This window comes from Nostoc sp. NMS7, from assembly GCF_017115085.1.
Taxonomy (GTDB): Bacteria; Cyanobacteriota; Cyanobacteriia; order Cyanobacteriales; family Nostocaceae; genus Nostoc.
In genome coordinates this window covers 12,212-37,270 of record NZ_JABXKJ010000255.1, presented here as the reverse complement: position 1 = coordinate 37,270, position 25,059 = coordinate 12,212, and the positions used below count along the sequence as shown (strand labels likewise).

Genomic DNA, 25,059 nt, shown 5'->3' with positions numbered 1-25,059 from the left:
GCATGACTAACAGCATTATTGAATTCCTCGATCGCCTGAGTAACTTGAATATTAACCTAGAGGCTAATGGCGATCGCTTGCGCTGTCATGCACCTGAAGGGGTGTTAACTCCAATGCTACTTCAGGAAATAACTGGGCGTAAAACAGAAATTATGCTGTTTTTACAGCAAGCAAAGCAGGCTAAGACTTCTCATCAGTTGCCCATTCAAAGAGTGCCACGAGACGGTGAGCTAACACTGTCTTTTGGCCAACAGCGACTCTGCTTTCTGCACCATTTGTCACCCGACAGTCGTTCTTATAATTTCCTGGATGCTCAGAGGCTACATGGCTCGCTGAATATAATTGCACTGGAACAAAGTTTTAGTGAACTCATTCGCCGCCATGAAATCTTAAGAACTACTTTTCCTACCGTAGACGGACAACCTGTTCAGGTCATTGCTCCTCCCACTACCTTCACTTTGCCAATCCATAACTTGCAGGGATTGTCAGTCCAGGAGCAAACTGATCGGATTCAACAAATAGCGAAGTTTTTTGCGTCCAAGCCCTTTAATCTAGCTGTTGACCCCTTAGTACAATTCACTCTACTCCAACTAAGTAACCAGGAATATGTACTGCTCTTAAAGATGCACCACATCATCTACGATGGCTGGTCTTTGGACATCTTCAAACGTGAGTTATCCCAGTTGTATGCAGCTTTCGCTCAAAGATTGCCCAACCCACTATCTGAATTACCTATCCAGTATGCTGACTTTGCAGTTTGGCAACGCCAGTGGCTAACTGGCGTTGTCCTGGAACGCCAACTGAATTACTGGCAGCAACAGTTAGCAGGTGTCTCTGGTGTACTAGAACTGCCTACTGATAAACCACGTCCCCCAGTGCAGAGTTTCCGGGGTAGAATTGAGCGTTTTCAACTCGATCGCGACCTCACACAACGCCTCAAGCAGTTGAGCCAAGAGTCAGACGCAACATTGTTTATGACTTTACTGGCCGCTTTTTTGGTCTTGCTCTCTCGTTACAGTGGTCAGTTAGATATTGTTGTTGGCTCACCGATCGCTAACCGCAACAACAAGAGCATCGAGCAGCTAATAGGTTTTTTTACTAATACCCTAGCATTAAGGGGCGATCTCTCTGGCAACCCCAGCTTTGCTGACTTCTTAGCGCAAGTGCGGCAAACCACATTGTCAGCCTACGCCCACCAGGACTTGCCTTTTGAGATGTTGGTAGAAAAGCTACAGCCAGAACGAGATTTGAGTCGTAATCCCTTGCTACAGGTAATGTTTTCCCTCCATAACACCCTACAGTCTTGTTGGGATTTGCCAGGTTTAACTATCCAGGACATATCCTTGCCAATTGATGAAATGGTCAGGTTTGACCTGGAAGTTCACTACTGGGAAGTTTCAGGATGTCTGGAGGGTATTTGGAATTACAGTGCTGATTTATTTGATGCAACGACAATTACTCGCATAGCCCAACATTTTCAAACTTTACTACAAGCAATTATTGTCAATCCTAAAGCGCCAATTGCAGAATTACCACTGTTGACGATCGCAGAACGTCATCAATTGTTGGTGGAGTGGAACAACACTGAAGTAGACTATTCCTCTAATAAGTGTATCCATCAGTTATTTGAGAAGCAGGTAGAGCGTACCCCGGATACTGTAGCAGTTGTATTTGAAGATCAACAATTGACTTACCAGCAATTAAATACTCGTGCAAATCAATTGGCACATTACTTGCGCTCATTAGGTGTGGGAGCCGATGTGCTGGTCGGGTTGTGTGTGGAGCGATCGCTCTCAATGGTGGTAGGACTACTTGGTATTCTCAAGGCGGGTGGGGCATATCTGCCACTTGACCCAGAGTATCCCCAAGACCGCTTGAGCTTTATGTTAGAAGATGCTCAAGTATCGTTACTTTTAACCCAACAGCAATTAGTAGAATCTCTGCCCAAACATCAGGCGCGTGTCGTTTGCTTAGATATCGATTGGGAAAAAATTGCTCAAAACAATGATTCAAATCTGGAAAACACTGCCACACCTGATAACCTAGCTTATGTAATTTACACTTCTGGTTCTACAGGTAAGCCTAAAGGCGTTTTAGTCAATCACTCTAATGTGGCTCGTTTGTTTGCAGCGACAAACTCTTGGTACAACTTTAGCGCTAAAGATGTGTGGACAATGTTCCACTCTTATGCGTTCGACTTCTCAGTATGGGAAATTTGGGGGGCATTGCTGTATGGTGGACGACTGGTAGTAGTGCCATATTTAGTGACGCGATCGCCCGAATCCTTCTATGAGTTATTGTGTCAAGAAAAAGTCACAATTCTCAATCAAACACCTTCAGCTTTCCGCCAGTTAATTCAAGCTGAACAGTCAATCGCAACTACTGGCGACTTGAACTTGCGCCTAGTAATTTTCGGTGGGGAAGCTTTAGAACTGTCGAGTTTGCAACCTTGGTTTGAACGTCACGGCGACCAGTTGCCCCAGTTAGTAAATATGTACGGGATTACAGAAACTACTGTACACGTTACCTATCGTCCCTTAAGCAAAGTCGATTTGCATGGTACAGCAAGTGTAATTGGTCGTCCAATTCCCGACTTACAAGTGTATGTGCTAGATGAACATAAACAGCCAGTACCGATTGGCGTTTCTGGTGAGATGTACGTTGGTGGTGCTGGGGTAGCGCGTGGTTATCTCAATCGTGTCGAACTGACACAACAACGGTTTATCTCTCATCCTTTTAGCAACTACGACAAAGCGCGACTATATAAAACAGGGGACTTGGCGCGTTATTTGCCCAATGGCGAGTTAGAGTATTTAGGGCGCATTGACCAGCAAGTGAAAATTCGCGGGTTCCGCATCGAACTTGGAGAAATCGAGGCGGCGCTAACACAACACTTGGCCGTGGGGGAAACTATTGTAATCGCGCGAGAGGACGATCCTGGCAATAAGCGTCTAGTAGCTTATATTGTCCCTGACCAAAAATATGCTTTTCCAATTTTACAACTACTTCGTTTTCAAAATAAAAGCCTGTCTAGTAAAGAGTTACTCTATAAGTTGCCGAATGGCATGATGGTTGCCCATCTGAATAAAAACGAGACAGAATTCGTCTACAAAGAACTTTGGGAAGAACAGACTTATTTAAAGCACGGCATCACTATTAATGAAGGGGATTGCATTTTTGATGTGGGTGCCAATATCGGCCTGTTCACACTCTTTATGGGTCAAATATGTAAAGATGTTTCTATTTACGCATTTGAGCCAATTCCGCCTGTTTTTGACCTACTACGCATAAATACTGAGAACTATGGCTTAAATGTGAAGCTATTTAATTTTGGTCTTTCCAGCGAGACAAAGAGTGATACCTTTACATATTATCCTCAAATTTCGGTCATTTCAGGGCGCTTTGCTGATACTGCTCAAGAGCGAGAGGTAGTTAAATCCTTTTTGCTCAAACAACAAAATATTGTAGAAAATGAGACAGAAGTATCTAGTCAGGCAATTGATGAACTGCTAGCAGAAAGATTGCAGAGTCAGCAATTCACTTGCCAGTTAAGAACAATTTCTGATGTGATTGGGGAGTATGGCGTTGAGAAAATCGATTTGCTGAAAATCGACGTGGAGAAAAGTGAGCAGGATGTGTTCTCAGGCATCCAGCAAGAAGATTGGCAAAAGATTAAGCAGATAGTTGTAGAGGTTCATAACATCAATGGCAGGTTGGAGGAGATTACAGCCCTGCTGAAAAAACATGGATACGACCTAACTATTGAGCAGGATGCTTTACTAGAAGATACTGTACTCTACAATATTTATGCTAGACGACCATCTATAAACCAGTCCCTCCCAGAAGACCCTGGTAGCGGGTTAGTCAGTGATTATGTAAAACCGACCTGGATCAATGTGAGTTCATTACTCAGTGAGGTTCGCCACTGCCTACAAAAGAAGTTACCAGAGTACATGGTGCCAAGTGGTTTTGTGCTGCTAGAATCCTTACCCCTGACTCCCAACGGCAAAGTAGACCGCAACGCCCTACCAAAACCAGACTTAGACAGCACACTGCTAGAAAAATATGTCGCTCCACGCACACCCATTGAGGAAATACTGGCACAAATTTGGGCACAAGTTCTCAAAGTAGAGCGAGTTGGCATTCATGATAACTTCTTTGAATCAGGGGGACACTCGCTATTAGCGACCCAATTGCTCTCACGCATCCGCAACATTTTCAAATTAGAATTACCACTGCATAGTCTGTTTGCAGCAACAACGGTTGCCAAATTCGCACAAGAGATTAAGCAGTTACAACAACAAAACTTAGAACTGTCTACATCACCTATCTTAGCAAGGGCAAGTGATGCTGAATTACCACTATCATTTGCTCAACAGCGTTTGTGGTTTTTAGACCAGTTACAGCCTCTAAGCGCCTTTTACAACGTACCTGTAGCTTTGCGTCTAGTCGGAACTCTCGAAGTTGCGGCGCTACAACAAAGCTTACAAGAAATTATTCATCGCCACGAGGCATTACGTACTAACTTCATTAAGGTTGATGGAAAACCAACTCAAGTTATCCAAATACAAGCGAATTGGAAAGTATCAATTGTTGACTTCAAGTATTTATCCACAACTGAACAAGAAATTGCAATACAGAAATTAGCGCAACAACAAGCTATTCAACCTTTTAACCTGGCAACTGAACCATTAGTTAAGGCGACATTGCTAGTGCTGTCTCAGACAGAAAACGCCTTATTAGTGTGTATGCACCACATTGTCTTTGATGGCTGGTCAGTGGGTGTGTTTGTTCAAGAACTAGCAGCACTGTACAATGCTTACTCTCAAGGCCAGCCGTCACCATTAGCACCACTGCCGATTCAGTACGCAGATTTCGCAATTTGGCAGCGAAACTGGTTACAAGGAGATGTTTTACAAAGCCAACTAAGTTACTGGCAACAACAACTGGCAAACGCACCAGCTTTATTGTCCCTACCCACAGACCGACCTAGACCATCTGTGCAGACTGACAACGGAGCATATCAACAGTTTGCACTCTCAAAGGAGCTAACCAGTGGCTTGACACAACTGAGTCAACAACAAGGGGTGACTTTATTCATGACGCTGTTGGCAGCGTTTGATACTTTACTTTACCGTTACACAGGACAAGAAGATATATTGGTGGGGTCTCCCATTGCTAACCGCGATCGCAGTGAAATAGAAGAGTTAATTGGCTTTTTTGTCAATACCTTAGTCATGCGTACAGATTTGGCAGGTAATCCCAGTTTTAGCGAATTACTGGGTCGCGTTCGAGAAGTAGCATTGTCCGCGTATGCTCATCAGAACTTGCCTTTTGAAATGCTGGTAGAAGCATTGCAGCCAGAACGCGATCTCAGCTATACACCACTATTCCAGGTAATGTTTGCCCTCCAGAATGCGTCCACATCTCAAGTAGAGTTGACTGGGTTGACTGTCACTCCATTGATAACAGAAGGCGCAACGGCAAAGTTTGATTTAAGTTTGTTAATGCAGAATACGGCCACTGGGCTGGTGGGTTTTTGGGAGTACAACACTGACTTGTTTGATGCTAGTACCATTGAGCGAATGACTGGTCATTTTGTGACATTACTTGAAGGTATTATTGCTAACCCAGAACAGCAAATCTCACAATTGCCACTGTTGACAGCAGTTGAACAACAGCAGTTATTAGTGGAATGGAATGATACTCAAGTAGATTATCCTTCTGATAAGTGTATTTATCAGTTGTTTGAGGAGCAAGTTCAGCGTACACCCGATGCTGTAGCAGTGGTGTTTGAAGATCAACAACTTACTTACCACCAATTGAATTGTCGCGCTAACCAGTTGGCGCACTACCTCAAGTCTTTGGGAGTGGGAGCAGATCTGCTAGTAGGCATTTGTGTGGAACGCTCAATAGAAATGGTGGTGGGACTACTAGGTATTCTGAAGGCGGGTGGGGCTTATGTGCCACTTGACCCGGAGTATCCGACTGAGCGTTTGCGCTTTATGCTAGAAGATGCTCAAGTTCCAGTGTTGCTGACCCAGCAAAGACTCGTTGATAGACTGACCCAACATCAAGCACAGCTTGTTTGTTTGGATACTGACTGGCAGATGATTTCTCAGCTAAGTCAGGATAATCTAATCACAGAGGCACAAGCAACTAATTTGGCTTATGTGATTTATACCTCCGGTTCTACAGGTCAACCCAAGGGAGTACTGATTGCCCATCAAGGATTATTAAATTTGGTGTTCTGGCACAACAGAGCTTTTAACATCACTTCATTAGACAAAGCCACTCAATTAGCTAAAACAGCATTTGATGCTGCGGTATGGGAATTATGGCCTTACCTAACGGCAGGAGCAAGTATCTATTTAGTCAAATCTCAGCTTCTTAGCTCGCTAGTGAACCTACGAGACTGGTTAATTTTAAAGAAGATTACTGTTAGTTTTCTGCCAACACCACTAGCACAGGAGTTATTGTCTTTGCAATGGCCAACTGAAAATTTGGCTTTGCGTTGCATACTGACTGGAGGAGATAAGCTTCATCAGTATCCATCAGATTCAATCCCCTTCCAAGTGGTAAATAACTATGGCCCAACTGAGAATACTGTTGTTACAACTTCTGGGGTGGTAGTTGCCAAGGAACAAGATAAAATATCACCGAACATTGGGAGAGCGATCGCTAATACACAGGTTTACATATTAGATAGCAATCTGCAACCAGTTCCTGTTGGTGTGCCAGGAGAGTTACATATTGCTGGTGTTGGGTTGGCAAAAGGCTATCTCAACCGCCCCGATCTAACAACTGAGAAATTCATCTCTAATCCGTTTGAGGAAGTAGAAGGGAGTAAATTATATAAAACTGGGGATTTAGCACGTTATTTACCGGATGGCAACATAGAATACCTGGGACGCATTGACGATCAGGTAAAAATTCGGGGCTTCCGCATCGAGTTAGAAGAAATCGAAGCATTGCTGGGGCAACATGATGATGTGCAAGTATGTTGTGTCATTGCTCGTGAAGAAACTCCAGGTAATAAGCGCTTGGTCGCTTATGTAGTGCCGCAAAAAGAGGTCACGCCCACAACGGACGAACTACGTCACTTTCTTGGAAAGAAACTGCCTGGGTATATGGTGCCAACTGCTTTTGTGATACTGGAGTCCTTACCCTTAACACCCAACGGCAAAGTAAACCGTCGTGCTTTGCCTGCTCCAGATATACAACAGGAACTATCAGATTATGTAATGCCAAATACAGAATTAGAAAAAATCATTGCTGGCATTTGGCAAAAAGCATTAGCAGTAGAAAAGGTAGGAATTTACAATAATTTCTTCGAGCTAGGAGGTCATTCGTTACTACTAGTACGGATTAATCAACAATTGCAAGAGGAATTTGGCTTAGAAGTATCAATATTGGATATGTTTAATTATCCAAACATATATAGTTTAAGCCAATATTTAAGTACTGATTTTCATCAGGAAAATACATTAAAAGAAATTACTTCTCGCGCTCAATCTACCAGTGAAAGTAAAGCTTTCAGAAATCAACAATTAAAACTTAGACAGCAGTATCTTTCTCAAAGAAGAGGTAAAAATGACAGTAAATTTAGTTAATAGTAATGAGTTCAATAATTCTGAAATAGCAATAATTGCTGTCTCTGGTAGATTTCCAGGAGCAAAAGATATTGAATGTTTTTGGCAGAATTTACGAGATGGCGTAGAATCTGTATCAGTTCTAACGGATGAAGAATTGATAAATTCTGGTGTTTCTCTAGATTTATTGAATAATCCTGATTATGTAAAAGCTAGTGCTGTTTTATCAGACATTGAATTGTTTGATGCAAATTTCTTTGCTTATAGCGCTAAAGAAGCTGAGTTAATAGATCCACAACAACGTCTCTTTTTAGAATTGGCTTGGGAAGCTGTAGAAAAAGCTGGTTATGATCCACATACCTATAATGGATTAATAGGGGTTTATGGTGGTGTAGGAATGAATAGATATCTTATCAACAATCTCTACCCTCATCATCAATTATTAGAGACAGTTGACCCACTGCAATTAATAATTTCTAGCGATAAAGATTTCTTGCCGACACGAGTTGCATATAAACTCAATTTGACTGGGACGGCAGTGAATGTACAAACTGCCTGCTCTACTTCTTTGGTCGCTGTTCATTTAGCTTGCCAAAGTCTATTAAATTGTGAATGTGACATGGCTTTAGCTGGTGGAGTTTCTATCAGCATTCCTCAGAAAATGGGTTATTTGCATCAAGAGGGAATGATTCTTTCTCCTGATGGACATTGCCGTGCCTTTGATGCTAAAGCTCAAGGAACAATTGCCGGTAGCGGTGCTGGTATCGTGGTATTGAAAAGATTAAAGGATGCGATCGCAGATCGCGACTACATTCATGCAATCATTAAAGGCTCGGCGAGCAATAATGATGGTGCAATAAAAGTCGGCTACACTGCTCCTAGTATCAGTGGTCAGGCAGCAGTCATTAGCGAAGCTCAAACTTTAGCTGGTGTAGATGCCGAAACAATCTCCTACATCGAAGCTCATGGCACAGCTACACCTTTAGGAGATCCAATTGAAATTGCAGCTCTAACTCAAGCTTTTAGTCAAACTACAGATAAAAAAGGCTTCTGCGCTATTGGTTCGGTAAAAACCAACTTCGGACATTTGGATACAGCAGCAGGGGTCGCAGGTTTGATTAAGACGGTATTAGCACTGCAACATAAAATGCTGCCTCCTAGTTTGCACTTCGAGACAACTAACCCCAAAATTGATTTTGCTAATAGTCCTTTTTATGTCAATACAAGCCTGAGAGAATGGAAAACAAATAACACCCCTCGCCGCGCTGGAGTTAGTTCTTTTGGTATCGGAGGTACTAATGCTCATGTCATTTTAGAAGAAGCACCTTTAGAAGTCAAAAGTCAAAAGTCAAAATTCAAAAGTAAATATTTAGTGTTGTGTTTATCAGCTAAAAGTGAGAATGCACTTGAGAAGGCAACAGCTAATTTAATCACGCATTTAAAAGAGCATCCAGAACTAAACTTAGGTGATGTAGCTTATACCCTCAATAGTGGTCGCCGGGGTTTTAATCACCGACGGATGTTAATTTGTCAAGACTTAGAAAATGCTGTCGAAGCTCTTAGCAGTGTAGCAGCCCAACAAGTTTTTACCAACTATACAGAGATTACAGAACGGCCTGTTGTCTTTATGTTTCCCGGTCAAAGTTCCCAGTATGTCAACATGGCGCGGGAAATTTACGAAGCGGAAACAGTATTTAAAGAACAAGTTGATTATTGCTCAGAAGTTCTTAAACCTCTAATAGGGCTAGATTTACGTCATATTATTTACCCCAGCGAAGAAAATATTGATGAAGTATCAAAGCAACTTCAACAGACAGAAATTGCTCAACCTGCTATTTTTGTAATTGAATACGCCCTAGCTAAATTATGGCAGTCTTATGGAGTGGAGCCACAAGCTGCGATCGGTCATAGTATTGGCGAGTATGTAGCAGCAACTCTAGCAGAAGTTTTTTCCCTAGAAGATGCCTTATCTCTGGTAGCAGCACGCGGACAGATGATGCAGCAACTGCCCACTGGGGCAATGCTTTCAATTCCCTTGCCCGCAGACAAGATAAAATCCTTATTAGGTCAAGAACTGTCTATTGCAGGGATTAATCAACCTTCGCAGTGTGTAGTTTCCGGTTCCATAGCAGCAGTAGAGGCACTACAAAATCAGCTTGCTGCTCAAGGTATTGAATGTCGCCGTCTGCATACTTCCCATGCCTTCCATTCCCACATGATGGAACCAATCTTAGAGGCATTTGCAGAACGAGTCAAAAAAGTTACTTTAAATCCCCCCAAACTTCCTTATATCTCCAACCTCACTGGTACTTGGATTACAGTCACACAAGCCACAAATCCTGACTACTACGCTCAACATCTGCGTTCCACAGTGCTGTTTGCCCAAGGTGTCGAGAAATTATTGGCAACACCAGAGCAAGTCTTACTAGAGGTGGGGCCAGGACATACACTAACTACATTAGTTAAAAGGCATCCAGACAAAGCATCTGCACAAACGGTCTTGACTTCGGTACGTCATCCTCAAGAAAAGCAATCCGATACTCGTGTTTTATTCAATACATTAGGTCAACTCTGGTTGACTGGGGTCAAAGTAGATTGGTTTGGATTCTATAGTCAGGATGAATATTACCGTCTTCCCTTACCGACTTATCCCTTTGAACGCCAACGTTATTGGATTGACCCCCCACAAAAAGCAGCTTGGGGACAGTTGCAAATCTTACCCACAACATCACAATTGTGGACATCGCTTACACAAGCAGGTCAAAAGCAAGCAAGTGTGAGAAATGCAGAATTCAACGAGTTAACATATCAAGAGAATAGACAGTGGTTGGATCGTTTATGTACAGCTTATATCAACTCTGCATTCAACCAATTAGGGGCTTTTAGCAATCCTCAACAAAAGTATTCTTTAGAGAATTTGTTAGCGCAATGCCATATTTCTCCCCGCTATCAGCAATTGTTGTCTAGATGGTTGCAAATATTGGTGGAACAAGGACAACTACAGCAACATGAGGGGTTATTCACCAAGCTAGTGCCATGTTCACAAGATTATATTAATGTACACTTAGAAGAAGTCAGAGCGAGGTTCGCTGTTTCATCTTTAGTAGATTTAGATTTAGTGCAACGCTGTGGTGAAAATTTAGCTGCTATTGTTGTTGGTGAACAAGAACCATTAGAGATTTTCAATGAACTGATTTACCAAAAAGAAAACAACAGTTCACATTCAGAATCTACCTTAAATACTTACTACAACTCTATCTTGCGCTCAAGCTTAGAACAGGTAGTCAAGTCATTGCCATCATCCGTTCACCTGAGAGTTCTGGAAATCGGTGGGGGTACTGGTATGTCTACGCAAGCATTATTACCTGTGTTGCCGCCCAAACAAACCAACTATACTTTTACTGATATTGGTAGCGGTTTCCTGACTCAAGCGCAACAGAAGTTTAACGACTATCCATTTATTGAATATCGATTACTAGACATAGACAAATCCCCAACTGAGCAAGGATTTGAGAAGTACAGCTTTGATGTAGTCATAGCTTCTAATGTGTTGCACGCAACTCAGAACATAGATCAAACACTCCACCATGTACGCTCTTTATTAGCTCCTGGTGGCTTCCTCTTACTGTGGGAAATAACTCAACCGAAAATAGACTTTGATATTAGTTGGGGTCTGCTGTTGAAACCTTTAGACGATAAAAGACGCAGCCCAGGTCAGCCTTTTATCATCAAAGAACAGTGGTTTGAAGCATTACGCACTCAGGATTTTGTTCAAGTTGCTGCGTTTCCCGAAACTGAAGCGTTTGAGCATCAAATTATTATGGCTGTTGCTTCTGCGTCAGCCGCATTTAGTGCAAAATCTGGGCAAAAAGAGACTGACCCCAAATCAGAGATTTCATTACAAAGAAAGCCAGATGTTCTTCAGCTAGAAAAATTATCTGCACTCCACTCCAGACCTAGTTTGCCAAATTCATATATAGCTCCCCGTGATGAAATTGAGCAAAAAATTGCCGATATTTGGCAAGAATTATTAGGAATTAAACAGGTAGGAATAGATGATAATTTTTTGGAATTAGGAGGAGATTCCTTAATAGCTGTTCAAGTTTTATCCCGATTGCGAAAAACTTTTTCTATTAAATTAACTGTAGCAAGTATGTTTGAATCTCCCACAATAGCTGAAATAGCACCAAGGCTAGAAAAACAACAACTAAAACAAAATACTAAGACAGGTGCAATTGGTAGAGAAAAAATAGAAATATGAGCAAGATGGAAAAGTTTTTCTACAAATATTGAACCTTACCAAATAAGTTGTGATTAGCTCACACATTCTGCTGAATTCGTTGACAATATGAAGGATATGATTCTATGAATCTCAAGCAATTTGTAGTAGAACTCTCTCATCAGGATGTGGAGTTGTGGGTTGAAGGCAATCGCTTGTGCGTTGATGCTCCAAAGGGAGTATTGACACCAGAAACTCGTGACTTATTAACTAAGCATAAAACAGAACTTATCTTGTTGCTGCACCAGGAAAATGCGGACAATTGTACAGATTTACCCCTGATTAAAGCCGAGCCTCCTCAGAATTTACCTCTGTCTTTTGCTCAAGAACGACTCTGGTTATTAAACCAGTTGGAACCAGATAACCCCTTTTATAACGAACAAGTAGCTCTAAAACTTCATGGTAAGTTGAACGTCGTGGCACTAGAACAAAGCCTCAACAAAATTATCTCTCGCCACGAAGCCTTACGTACCAACTTCCGCACCTTCAACGAACAGCCAGTTCAGGTAATTGCTGAAAGCTTAACCTTAAATTTGTCAGTAGTAGACCTAATAGAGCTACTTGAAAGTGAAAGAGAAATCGCTTGCCAGCAATTAGCTACGGCAGAAGCTATTCGACCCTTTGACCTTGCTAACTCTGGTTTAATCCGAGCTTCTGTGCTTAAACTCACAGAGGTAGAACACGTCTTGTTACTAACATTTCACCACATTGTCTTCGATGCTTGGTCAATGGGCGTATTGATGCAGGAGTTAGCAACCATTTACTCAGCACTCTGCAATAACTTCCCACCAGAGCTACCAGAGCTACCAATTCAGTATGCCGACTTTGCTATTTGGCAACGGCAATGGTTGCAAACAGAAGTACTGCAAACGCAGCTGGATTATTGGAAGCAACTACTCAAAAACGCTCCTACCTTTCTAGAATTACCCACAGACAGACCAAGACCAGCCATTCAAACTTTCCAGGGCGCAATCCAAAGTGTCGAATTTTCAGAGGAACTGACTGAAGCGATCGCCAATTTCAGTAGGCAAGAGGGAGCTACACTATTCATGACGCTGTTCGCAGCATTTGTTACCTTACTTTATCGCTATACAGGCTCGGATGATATTGTAGTAGGTACACCTCTTGCTAAACGCGATCGCTTGGAACTTGAAGGGTTAATTGGCTTTTTTGTCAACACTTTAGCGCTACGTACCGATTTGTCAGGCAACCCCAGTTTTCAGCAGTTGCTCAGTCGAGTGCGGCAGGTGATGCTCTTAGCTTACACTCATCCAGACCTCCCCTTTGAGGAATTGGTAAAAGCATTGCAGCCACAACGAAACCTCAGCCATACACCACTGTTTCAAGTGATGTTTGTCCTCGAAAATGCGCCCATATCTGAGATAGAACTGCCTGGGCTAACTGTCAGTTCATTCGGAACAGAAAGGACAACTGCCAAGTTTGATTTAACTTTATTCATTAAAAATACTACCTCTGGGCTGATAGCTGCGTGGCAATATAATACAAGCTTGTTTGACTCTGGCACGATAGAGCGGATGGCAGGTCATTTTGTGACCTTGCTAGAAGGTGTTATTGCCAACCCACAGCAGCAAATTTCCCAATTGCCCCTGCTGACACAAGTTGAGCAACAGCAGTTGTTAGTAGAGTGGAACAATACTCAGGTAGATTATCCCCGTGATAAATCTATCCATCAGTTATTTGAGGAGCAGGTTGGGCGTACACCCGATGCAGTGGCGGTGGAGTTTGGCAATCAACAACTGACCTACTATGAATTGAACTGTCGTGCTAACCAGTTAGCCCATTATCTAAAGTCTTTGGGTGTGAAAGCCGATGTGTTAGTTGGGTTATGTGTTGAGCGTTCCTTAGAAATGGTCGTAGGACTATTAGGGATTCTTAAGGCAGGTGGGGCATATCTGCCACTTGATCCAAACTATCCTCAAGAGCGTTTGGCTTTCATGTTAGAAGATGCTCAAGTTTCAGTATTGCTCACCCAGCAGTCACTCGTTGACAGACTACCTGACCATCAAGCAAAAATTGTTTGCTTAGATACTGACGCTGGACTGTTTTCTCAATTCAGTCAGGAAAATCTTATCTCTAGCGTACAAGTTAATAACTTAGCTTATGTAATTTATACCTCTGGTTCTACTGGTAAACCTAAAGGCGTAGCCCTTAATCAGCTTGCTCTTTGCAATCTGATCTTATGGCAACTTCAAAATAATACAATTTCTACTGGAGCAAAAACCCTGCAATTTGCCCCTATTAGCTTTGATGTCTCCTTCCAAGAAATATTCACTACCTGGTTTTCGGGAGGCACATTGTTCTTAATTACAGAGGAACTACGCCGAGATCCAGCAGGTTTGTTAGGTTTCCTCGAAGAAAAAGCTATTGAGAGACTATTTGTTCCCTTTGTTGTATTACAACAACTAGCTGAAGTCGCTGTTGATAGTGAGTTAGTTAATAGTCATCTGAGGGAAATTATTACTGCTGGGGAACAGTTGCAGATTACTCCGGCTATATCTCAACTGTTCAGCAAATTAAATGATTGTACTTTGCACAATCATTATGGGCCATCGGAAACCCATGTAGTCACTACTTTTACACTGACTAATTCAGTGGACACTTGGCCGTTACTTCCTCCGATTGGACAGCCAATTGCCAATACACAAATTCATATTTTAGATAAATATTTACAGCCTGTACCTATTGGTGTGCTAGGAGAGTTATACATTGGTGGTGTCTGTTTGGCACGAGGCTACCTCAACCGTCCAGAGTTAACACAAGAAAAATTTATCTCCAATCCGTTTGAGAAGGTAGAAGGCAGAAGATTATATAAAACTGGGGATTTAGTACGCCACTTACCAGATGGCAATATCGAATACTTAGGACGTATCGACAACCAAGTAAAAATACGTGGTTTCCGCATTGAGTTAGGAGAAGTTGAAGCAGTACTAAGCCAGCATGAAGATGTGGAAGGATGTTGTATCATCCCCCGCGAAGACACTCCCGGTGATACTTGTACTGAGCGAAGTCGAAGTAAACGTCTAGTCGCTTACGTAGTAGCACATCAGGACTGTATACCCACAATTAGCGAACTGCGGCAATTCCTCAAAGAAAAGCTGCCAGAGTACATGGTACCGAATGTTTTTGTCATTTTGGAGTCCTTGCCACTAACTCCTAGTGGTAAGGTAGACCGCCGTGCTTTGCCGGAACCAGATTCATACAGCGAAATCACAGATAAATATGTAGCCCCACGTACTCAGATTGAAGAACTGTTGGCACAAATTTGGGCGCAAGTGCTGAAAGTAGAACCAGTGGGGATTTATGACAACTTCTTTGAATTAGGAGGACACTCCCTACTAGCAACGCAACTAGTTTCACGCATCCGCAACATTTTCAAAGTGGAACTACCATTGCGTGAGTTGTTTGCCACAGCAACACTAGTTGAATTGGCACAAGCAATTGAGCAGTTACAGCAACAGAACTTACAACTGTCTGCACCACCCATTCTACCAAGAGCTAAGAATACAGACTTACCACTGTCATTTGCTCAACAGCGTTTGTGGTTTTTAGACCAGTTTGAGCCGAACAGCCCCTCATACAACATTCCTGTGGCTTTGCGTCTAGTAGGAACTCTTAATGTTGCGGCCTTAGAGCAAAGCTTACAAGAAATTATTCATCGCCACGAAGCGCTACGCACTAATTTCGTCACTGTTGATGGACAACCAACACAAATCATTCAAACACAAACGAATTGGACAGTTTCAGTTTTTGAGTGCGAATATCTGCCACTAGGCGAACAAGAAATAGCTACACAGCAATTAGCGCAACAACAAGCTATTCAACCATTTGATCTGGCCAATGAAGCATTATTCAGGGCGACATTAGTAGTGCTATCACAGACAGAACACGTCTTGTTAGTGTGTATGCACCATGTAGTCTCTGATGGTTGGTCAATGGGTGTGTTTATCCAAGAACTAGCAGCGTTGTATAATGCTTATTCTCAAGGTCAGCCATCACCTTTAACACCACTGCCGATTCAGTACGCAGATTTTACCATCTGGCAAAGAGACTGGTTGCAAGGGGATGTACTGCAAAGCCAATTGAATTACTGGCAACAACAACTAAAAGATGCACCAGCTTTGTTGTCGCTGCCCACAGACCGATCAAGACCTGCTGTGCATACTTTTGCTGGGGCATATCAAGAGTTTGCACTCTCAGTTGAGTTAACTGATAGGTTGACAAAACTGAGCCAGGAGCAAGGTTGTACTCTCTTTATGACACTGTTGGCAGCTTATGATACATTGCTTTACCGCTACACGGGTGTGGCAGATATTTTGGTTGGCTCTCCCATTGCTAACCGCGATCGCTTGGAAAGCGAACGGTTAATTGGCTTTTTTGTCAACAATTTAGTCATACGTACCAACTTGGCAGGTAATCCGAGCTTTAGTGAATTACTCACTCGTGTTCGAGAAGTAGCTTTAGGAGCTTACGCTCATCAGGACTTGCCTTTTGAAATGCTTGTGGAAGCATTGCAGCCAGAACGGGATCTCAGCCATACCCCACTGTTCCAGGTAATGTTTGTTCTGCAAAATGCGCCCATGTCTGCATTAGAACTGACTGGGTTAACTGTTACTCCATTGATGACAGAAGCTACAACGGCAAAATTTGATCTTACCTTGCTAATGCAGAACACTACTACTTCTGCTGAGGCAGAGGCTTCGCCAACGGCTACGCTCAGTACAGGTACTGGGTTGGTGGGTGTGTGGGAGTACAACACTGACTTGTTTGATGCCAGCACGATCGCGCGGATGACTGGTCATTTTGTGACATTGCTGGAAAGTATTATTACTAACCCGCAGCAGCAAATTTCACAATTGCCCCTTTTGACAGCATCTGAACAAAGACAGTTACTTGTTGATTGGAACAACACTCAAGTAGACTATCCTGGTGATAAGTTTATCCATCAGTTGTTTGAGCAGCAGGTTGAACGCACCCCGGATGCTGTAGCAGTCGTTTTTGAAGATCAACAACTGACTTACCGACAGTTGAATTGTCGCGCTAACCAGTTAGCACATTACTTGCAGTCTTTGGGTGTAAAACCAGATGTGCTGGTAGGGTTGTGTGTAGAGCGATCGCTCTCAATGGTGGTGGGACTACTGGGTATTTTCAAGGCGGGTGGGGCTTATGTGCCACTTGATCCAGATTATCCTCAAGAACGCTTGAGCTTTATGCTGGAAGATGCCCAAGTTCCAGTGCTGCTGACACAACAGCAACTCCTGGAAAAGTTACCTCAACATCAAGCGCAAATTGTATGTTTAGATACTGACTGGCAATTTATTTCTCAGTCAAGTCAGGATAATCTGAGCGCTGGTGTGCAAGCAACTAATTTGGCTTATGTGATTTATACCTCTGGTTCTACAGGTAGACCCAAAGGGGTGATGATCCCACATGGCGCGATCGCTAACCACTGCTGTATTATTCAACAAGCTTATGGACTTGGAAATAGCGATCGTGTACTCCAGTTTGCCTCAATCAACTTTGATGCCTCATTAGAACAGATATTTCCTACACTAATAGCTGGCGCTGCCTTAGTACTCCGAGGTTCAGATGTATGGACTCCGACAAACTTCCAAAAAATAATTTCGGATTTTGGACTGACTGTCGTTAATCTCCCAACAGCTTATTGGCAACAATTGGCTCAAGAGTGGGCTAAAACACAAGTGTTAGATACCAACAGCCAACTGAGACTTGTGATTGTTGGTGGAGATGTAATGTTGCCCGAATATGTTGCCAAATGGCAACAAAGCCCAATGTCTCGTGTTCGTCTGATCAACGCCTATGGCCCCACAGAGACGACCATCACCGCAACCCTGTTTGAAATTCTTCCTCAGTTGAGTAAAGACATCAATCTGAAAAAAATGCCTATCGGTCGTCCTCTGCCTAACAGGACTGTATATATTCTAGACAGCTATTTACAGCCTGTTCCCATTGGTGTGCCAGGAGAATTGTACATTGGTGGTGTGTGCTTGGCAAAAGGCTACCTTAACCGCCCAGAACTCACCCAAGAAAAATTTATCCCAAATCCCTTTTCTGATGCCACAGAACGCCTTTACAAAACAGGAGACTTGGCACGTTACCTGAGTAATGGTAATATCGAATACCTTGGTCGTATCGATAACCAAGTGAAGATTCGCGGCTTCCGCATCGAACTCGGAGAAATCGAAGCAGTCCTCAACACCCATCCCCAAATCCAACAAGCTGTAGCTATTGTAACAGACGATATTCCAGGTAACACTTGTACTGAGCGAAGTCGAAGTAAACGCTTAGTTGCTTATGTAGTCAAGAGTGATGAATCGCTCACCACCAACCAACTGCGTCAATTTCTCAAGCAACAGCTACCAGAATACATGATTCCCAGTGGCTTTGTCACTTTAGACAACCTACCGTTAACACCCAACGGCAAACTAGACCGCAAAGCACTACCAACACCTGATGGGGAAATTAGCCGGGAACATGAGTACGTAGCACCACGTACAGCCATAGAACAAATATTAACCAACATCTGGCAAGAATTGCTGCTCAAAGAAAAAGTCAGCATCCACGACAACTTCTTTGAAATTGGTGGCGACTCCATCCTGAGTATTCAAATAGTTTCTCGTGCCAAAAACTCAGGATTACAAATCACTCCCAAACAAATATTCCAAAACCAAACCATCGCCGAACTTGCCAGGGTTACCAATACAACAGTGAGTGTTGAGTCTAAACAAGGGATAGTGACTGGAGTTGCATCCCTAACACCCATTCAACAAAGGTTCTTTGCACAAAATCGCCCAGAAGCTCACCATTATAACCAATCAGTTTTATTGCAGATTCCAAATAATCTGCAAAGTGAATTAATTGAAATAGCCCTGAAAAAATTACTAGAGCATCACGATGCTTTGCGTCTAAAATTCACATCGGTTGCAGCTGAATACAAACAAATAAACCAAGGGTTAGATGACAGGATACCATTTGCCGTAGTAGATTTATCATCAATGCCCAAACGTGAACAGCCGCTAGCTCTAGAAAAAATCGCCGCAGAGTATCAAGCAAGTTTAAACTTGTCAACAGGGCCGATAATGCAAGTGGTGATGTTTAACTTGGGTAATGAAAGTGATGCTAGGTTACTAATTATTATTCATCACCTAGCAGTAGATGGTGTAAGTTGGCGAATTTTATTATCAGACCTACAAAGAATTTATCAACAACTAATTACTCAGGAACCTCCAAAGCTAAGTGCGAAAACAACAGCATTTATTGATTGGTCAGAAAAATTAAACAATTATGCACAGTCAGAAATTATAAAACTTGAGTTAGACTATTGGCTGAACCAAGCTTGGTCTAAGATAACACCACTACCATCAGATTATACTGACATTCAACAAGAAAATACAGTAGGTAGTGCTGCTTGTGTGTCAGTGAAATTAAGTCAAGAAGAAACCCAAACTCTGCTGTTGTCAGTAAACGAAGCTTACAACACACAAATTAACGATATACTGCTAAGTGCATTAGTACTTTCAATAGCAGAGTGGACGGAAAATTCAACTGTACTAATTGACTTAGAAGGACATGGTAGAGAAGAAGTATTTGCAGATGTAGACTTATCACGGACGGTAGGTTGGTTTACCAGTTTGTTTCCCGTATTATTGCAACTACCTTCATTAAACCAACCAGGAGAAATAATCAAATCAATCAAAGAACAATTACGAGCGATTCCTAATCGTGGGATTGGCTACGGTATATTGCGTTACTTGTGTAAAGATACGACTGTTAATGAACAAATAAAGACAATTCCCGCTTCAGAAATTAGTTTTAACTACCTGGGACAATTTGACCAAATACAGTCAGAAACTGGTTGGAAATTTGCGCCTGAATCTACTGGAGCTAGCCAAAGTTTAAAGCAAACTCGTGACCATCTATTGGATATTAATGCTCTGGTAGTAGAAGGTGAATTACTAATTGATTGGACTTACGATGGTCATGTTCATACTCGTGCCACAGTGGAGAAATTGGCACAGAGCTATATTCAAGCAATCAGGTCAATAATAGAACATTGTCAGTTAGCAGAGAATAGAGGATACACACCTAGTGATTTTCCAGATGTACAGTTAAATCAATTACAACTGGATGAATTATTGGCTCGATTACAAACTAAAAACATTGAATCTATTTATCCACTTTCTCCTTCACAACAGGGAATGCTTTTCGAGACTCTATCTGCTTCTGAGTCAGGGATACATCTTGAGCAGTGCATTTTAAACTTACAAGAAGAACTAGACTCTTTAGCTTTTGAAAAAGCTTGGCAGCGTGTCGTCGATCGCCACTCGATCTTCAGAACAGCCTTTATTTGGGAAGATCAAGATGAGCCACTTCAAGTTGTACTGAAGGGAGTGAAAATTTCACTGGAACAGCAAGATTGGCGCGGACTTTCTCTGTCCCAGCAGCAAGAAAAATTAGAAACCTATCTCAGTGCAGACCGACTGCGTGGTTTCGAGATGACTGAACCACCGTTAATGCGTTTGGCGCTTTTCCAAGTAGGCTCGAATGCCTATCAATTCGTCTGGACTTCTCATCACATTCTTACAGATGGCTGGTGCGTGCCTCTCATCTTCAAGGAGGTTTTCACATTCTACGAGGCATTTAGCAGAGGTCAAGATTTATCACTGGAACTCAGCTATCCCTACAGAGATTATATCGTTTGGCTAAAACAGCAGGATTTGTCACAGGCAGAGGCATTCTGGCGGGGCAAACTTCAAGGTTTCAAAAGTCCAACTCCATTAGGAATAGAAGCTGAACCTGTTAATTTTTCTGCCCAGGAAGAGCGCTATGGTGAACAAAAAAGCCGCTTGACAGCTTCGGCAACAGCAGCTTTACAGTCTTTGGTACGGCAACATCACTTGACCTTAAATATTCTAGTTCATGGCATTTGGGCTTTGCTGTTGAGTCGCTATAGCGGTCTGGAAGATGTGGTATTCGGCGCGACTTTCTCTGGTCGTCCCTCAGAATTGGTGGGGGCTGAATCCATGTTAGGTCTATTCATTAATACCTTACCGATGCGGCTTTTGGTTTCTCCCAAAGCATCACTTTGGTCTTGGCTTAGAGACATCCATGATCAAAGCTTCACGCAACGAGATTATGAATACTGCTCTGAAGGACAAATTCACGAATGGAGTGAAGTACCCGGATCGTTACCCCTCTACGAGAGTCTTCTGGTTTTCCAAAACCATCCAGTCGATTCATCAGTAAAACAGTCTGCGAACTATGACATGAATCAACCTCAGGCTCGTTCTATAGGGGCGCAAACCAAATATGCCCTCACCATTCTAGTTAGCCCAAGTTCAGAGTTAGAGTTTCGCATCATCTACAACCGATACCGTTATGATAATCCGGCTATAACCCTGATTCTGGAACATTTTCAGGCTTTGTTGAACAGCATTGTTGACCTTCCAGAGCAGTACCTTGAAACACTGATAGAAAGGATTTCAGCAGATCAAATTCCGCAAGTTAGACCGCCTCACAAACTTGTTCAAAAGGAACTGCGAAAAGGCTTTGACGCACCCCGAAATCTTTGGGAATTTCAACTGATACGAATTTGGGAAGACATTCTGGGCATTCATCCTGTCAGCATCCGAGATAACTTCTTTGAACTTGGAGGCCATTCTCTTTTAGCTGTTCGTCTCATGACACAGATTCAAAAACATTTCCAGATAAATTTACCTTTAGCTATTTTGTTCCAATATCCCACTATCGAACAACTAGCAAATTTCTTGAGTTCCTCAACAGATCCTTTACCTTGGTCTGCCCTAGTTCCTATCAAAGCTAATGGTAATCAACCACCTCTGTTCTGTGTTCACCCTGGTGGGGGGAATGTTATTTGCTATCACCATCTTACTTATTATTTGAGTTCAGAACAGCCATTCTATGGACTACAATCTTTTGGTTTAAATCCTGAAAATCAACCTCATACTAGCGTTGAACAAATGGCAACTCACTATATCCAAGAGTTACAAACGGTTCAACCTCATGGCCCTTATTTTCTCTCTGGCTGGTCTTTTGGTGGCTTGGTAGCTTTTGAGATGGCTCAACAACTTTCCCATCAAGGTGAACAAATAGCTCTGTTGGCTCTAATAGATACTAATCCTCCTTGTCTAAGTTATAAAGGACTAATAGACAATGCTTTTCTATTAGTAGAGTTATTCAAAGATCGTTTAGACCTCTGTTTAGAGGAACTGCGGCAATTAGAGCCAGAGGAGCAGATAATTTATGTCGAAGAACAAGCTAAACAGAAAAATGTAGTTATAGAAGGTTTTGACTTTGATCAAGCTCCCCATCTTCTAAAAATTTCCCAGATCAACGGTCAAGCCGTACAAAATTACAAAGGTCAATATTACTCAGGCTCAATTGTTCTATTTAAAGCCAGTGAGACTGATACCGACTTTGAATATCACTGGAAAGAAGTGGTGGAAGATATAGAAACGGTTGTAGTTCCTGGTAATCATTTAAACATGGTGTCACCACCTCATGTCCAGACCCTAGTTCAAAAACTCGAAAAATTTCTTGAACAAGCAAGAAACCAATCAATAGACATTTGCTAAAAAACTATGTAGAGACGCTAAATTGGTGTCTCTACGTTGTCAGTAAACACCCTTTAAATGTAAGGAATTGTATTATGATTGCTAGTTTTAAGCAAATTAAATCCCAGGTGTGGAAAAAATAGTATTAAATCTAGTTCTAAAAGTTTTTAGTTTAATTTCAAAAATATGCAAACTCAAGTTGTTCAAGCTAAACCCTCAACAAATGCTTTTTCAGATTTTATTCAATTTTGGCAAGATATAAGAGCGATCGCCGGCCCTTACTGGTATCCAACAAAACCAGGGCAAAGAGCCTTTTCAGACGTTATTCGCGCCTGGGGAATGCTTATTCTCCTAATATTGCTAATATTCGCCCTTGTAGCTGCAACTACTTATAATAGTTTCATTCATCGCTATTTAATCGATGTGATCATTCAAGAAAAAGATTATTCTAAATTTACTTATACTATATCATTTTATGCTGTTGGACTTGTCTTGATAACACTTTTAGTAGGATTTACTAAATTTATTAGAAAACAAATTTCTCTTGATTGGTATCAATGGCTCGATAATCATATTTTAAATAAATATTTGAACAATCGTGCTTATTATAAAATCAATTTTAAAGCTGATATTGATAACCCAGATCAACGTTTATCTCAAGAAATTGAACCAATAACCAGTAGTGCGCTCAGTTTTTCAGCTACTTTACTAGAAAAAGCACTGGAAATGGTAACTTTTTTAATAGTTGTCTGGTCAATTTCCCAACAGATAGCTGTTGCTCTGCTTATCTATACAATTATAGGCAACTTTATTGCTGTTTACTTAAATCGAGAATTAATTAAGATTAATCAAGCAGAACTTGAATCTAAAGCCGATTATAGTTATTGTCTAACTCATGTCCGCAATCACGCTGAGTCAATAGCTTTTTTTCAAGGAGAAAAACAAGAACTGAATATAATTCAACGCAGATTTAGTATCCTCATAAAAAATATTAAAGAAAAGATTAATTGGGAGAGAAATCAGGCAATTTTTAACAGAGGATATCGGGGTACTATCGAATTTCTCACGCTATTAGTACTTGCACCTTTATTTATTAGAGATGAAATTGATTTCGGACAAATTGGACAAGCTACTACAGCTTGCTATTTCTTTGCTGGTGCTTTGGAAGAATTAATAGCTGAATTTGGCGTTTCTGGGCGATTTTCTAGTTACGTTCAGCGTTTATCTGATTTTTCAGATGCTTTAGAAGCAGTGGCAAAACAACCTGAGAACGTCGGTACTATCAAAACAATAGAAGAGAATTATTTTGCTTTTGAGAACGTCACTTTACAAACGCCAAACTATGAACAGGTAATCGTCGAAAACTTGTCACTAGCTGTTCAGCCAGGAGAAGGTTTATTGATTGTTGGGCCAAGTGGTCGAGGTAAAAGTTCTATGTTGAGGGCGATCGCTGGTTTGTGGAATGCAGGAACTGGTCGTTTGGTGCGTCCTCCCCTAAAAGAAGTCTTATTTTTACCCCAACGTCCTTATATAATTCTGGGAACTTTGCGCGAACAGTTGCTTTATCCTAAAACTAATCGTCAATTGACTGACGCAGAACTCAAAGAAGTTTTGCAACAAGTTAACCTGCAAAACTTGCTAAGTCGAGTTGAAAGTTTTGATACTGAAGTTCCTTGGGAGAATATATTGTCCTTGGGAGAACAACAACGCCTGGCTTTCGCGCGCCTGTTGGTGACTAATCCAAGGTTCAGTATATTAGATGAAGCAACAAGTGCCTTAGATTTGAAGAATGAAGGAAATTTATATCAACAGTTACAAGAGACGAAAACAACGTTTATTAGTGTTGGGCATAGAGAAAGTTTATTTAATTATCACCAGTGGGTTCTGGAACTTTCACAAGATTCTAGTTGGCAACTTATGACTGTGCAGGATTATCGAAATCAAAAAACAATAAATATTCAAAGCACGCCTAATAATGAATTGAAAAGTCAATCACAAATATTGACGGAAAGAATTACAAGTGAAGGGCTTTCTCATAAGGTAATAAGTAAATTAACTAACTATTCCATTAGCACTATCAGAAGTAAGGCAAGCAAAGGAGATTCTATCACTACTAGGGACGGCTTGACGTACCGCTATGACAAAAACCCAAGTGTGTTGAAATGGCTGAGAGTTTAACGGTTAAACAATCTGTTCAGTCTGCTGAATTATCGCCTGTGAAAGAATAGTTTTCTATTTTGATTTGTAAAAATAGCGCTTTCTCAGAACTCCGACTTTTTAAAAAAGTTGGGGTTCTTGTTGTTCACGAATGAATGACTTATGACTTGTGTGTATAGGAATCTGGTTTATTATTAAACATAATTATGTATGAAATAAGTTAACAGCAAAGAAAACAGGTAAAAATATGGTTCTTCAGTACTTGTTATGCTAAGTACATCTGTCAATAAGCTTAAAATCCTTGCTGGGCAATAATAACAGCCGTTAATCTTAGCATTTGAGATAAGATTTCTGAAATTGAAGCTATAACTCCCTGTAAGGCTTGATTTTCAAGGCAAGTGACGGATTTTATTTAACA

The 25,059-nt window shown here is 41.6% G+C and carries 4 protein-coding genes; all 4 read left to right on the top strand.

What is annotated here, in order from left to right; all coding sequences use genetic code 11:
- The first annotated feature begins 2 nt into the window (after positions 1–2).
- The 4 genes from HWQ38_RS36790 (at position 3) to HWQ38_RS36775 (ending at position 24,662) form a co-directional block, all read left to right on the top strand.
- Positions 3–7,613 (top strand): non-ribosomal peptide synthetase, encoded by a 7,611-nt coding sequence (locus HWQ38_RS36790; RefSeq protein WP_292804315.1) that lies wholly within the window; start codon positions 3–5, stop codon positions 7,611–7,613.
- Complete coding sequence (locus HWQ38_RS36785; RefSeq protein WP_292804312.1) at positions 7,594–11,853, top strand: beta-ketoacyl synthase N-terminal-like domain-containing protein; 4,260 nt, start codon at positions 7,594–7,596, stop codon at positions 11,851–11,853. The genes HWQ38_RS36790 and HWQ38_RS36785 overlap by 20 nt, the downstream gene beginning before the upstream one ends.
- 104 nt (positions 11,854–11,957) lie before the next feature.
- On the top strand, positions 11,958–22,505 hold the full coding sequence (locus HWQ38_RS36780; protein WP_292804309.1) for a non-ribosomal peptide synthetase: 10,548 nt from the start codon (positions 11,958–11,960) through the stop codon (positions 22,503–22,505).
- A 165-nt stretch (positions 22,506–22,670) separates the two neighbouring features.
- Complete coding sequence (locus HWQ38_RS36775) at positions 22,671–24,662, top strand: ATP-binding cassette domain-containing protein (protein WP_292804306.1); 1,992 nt, start codon at positions 22,671–22,673, stop codon at positions 24,660–24,662.
- Positions 24,663–25,059: the final 397 nt, after the last annotated feature.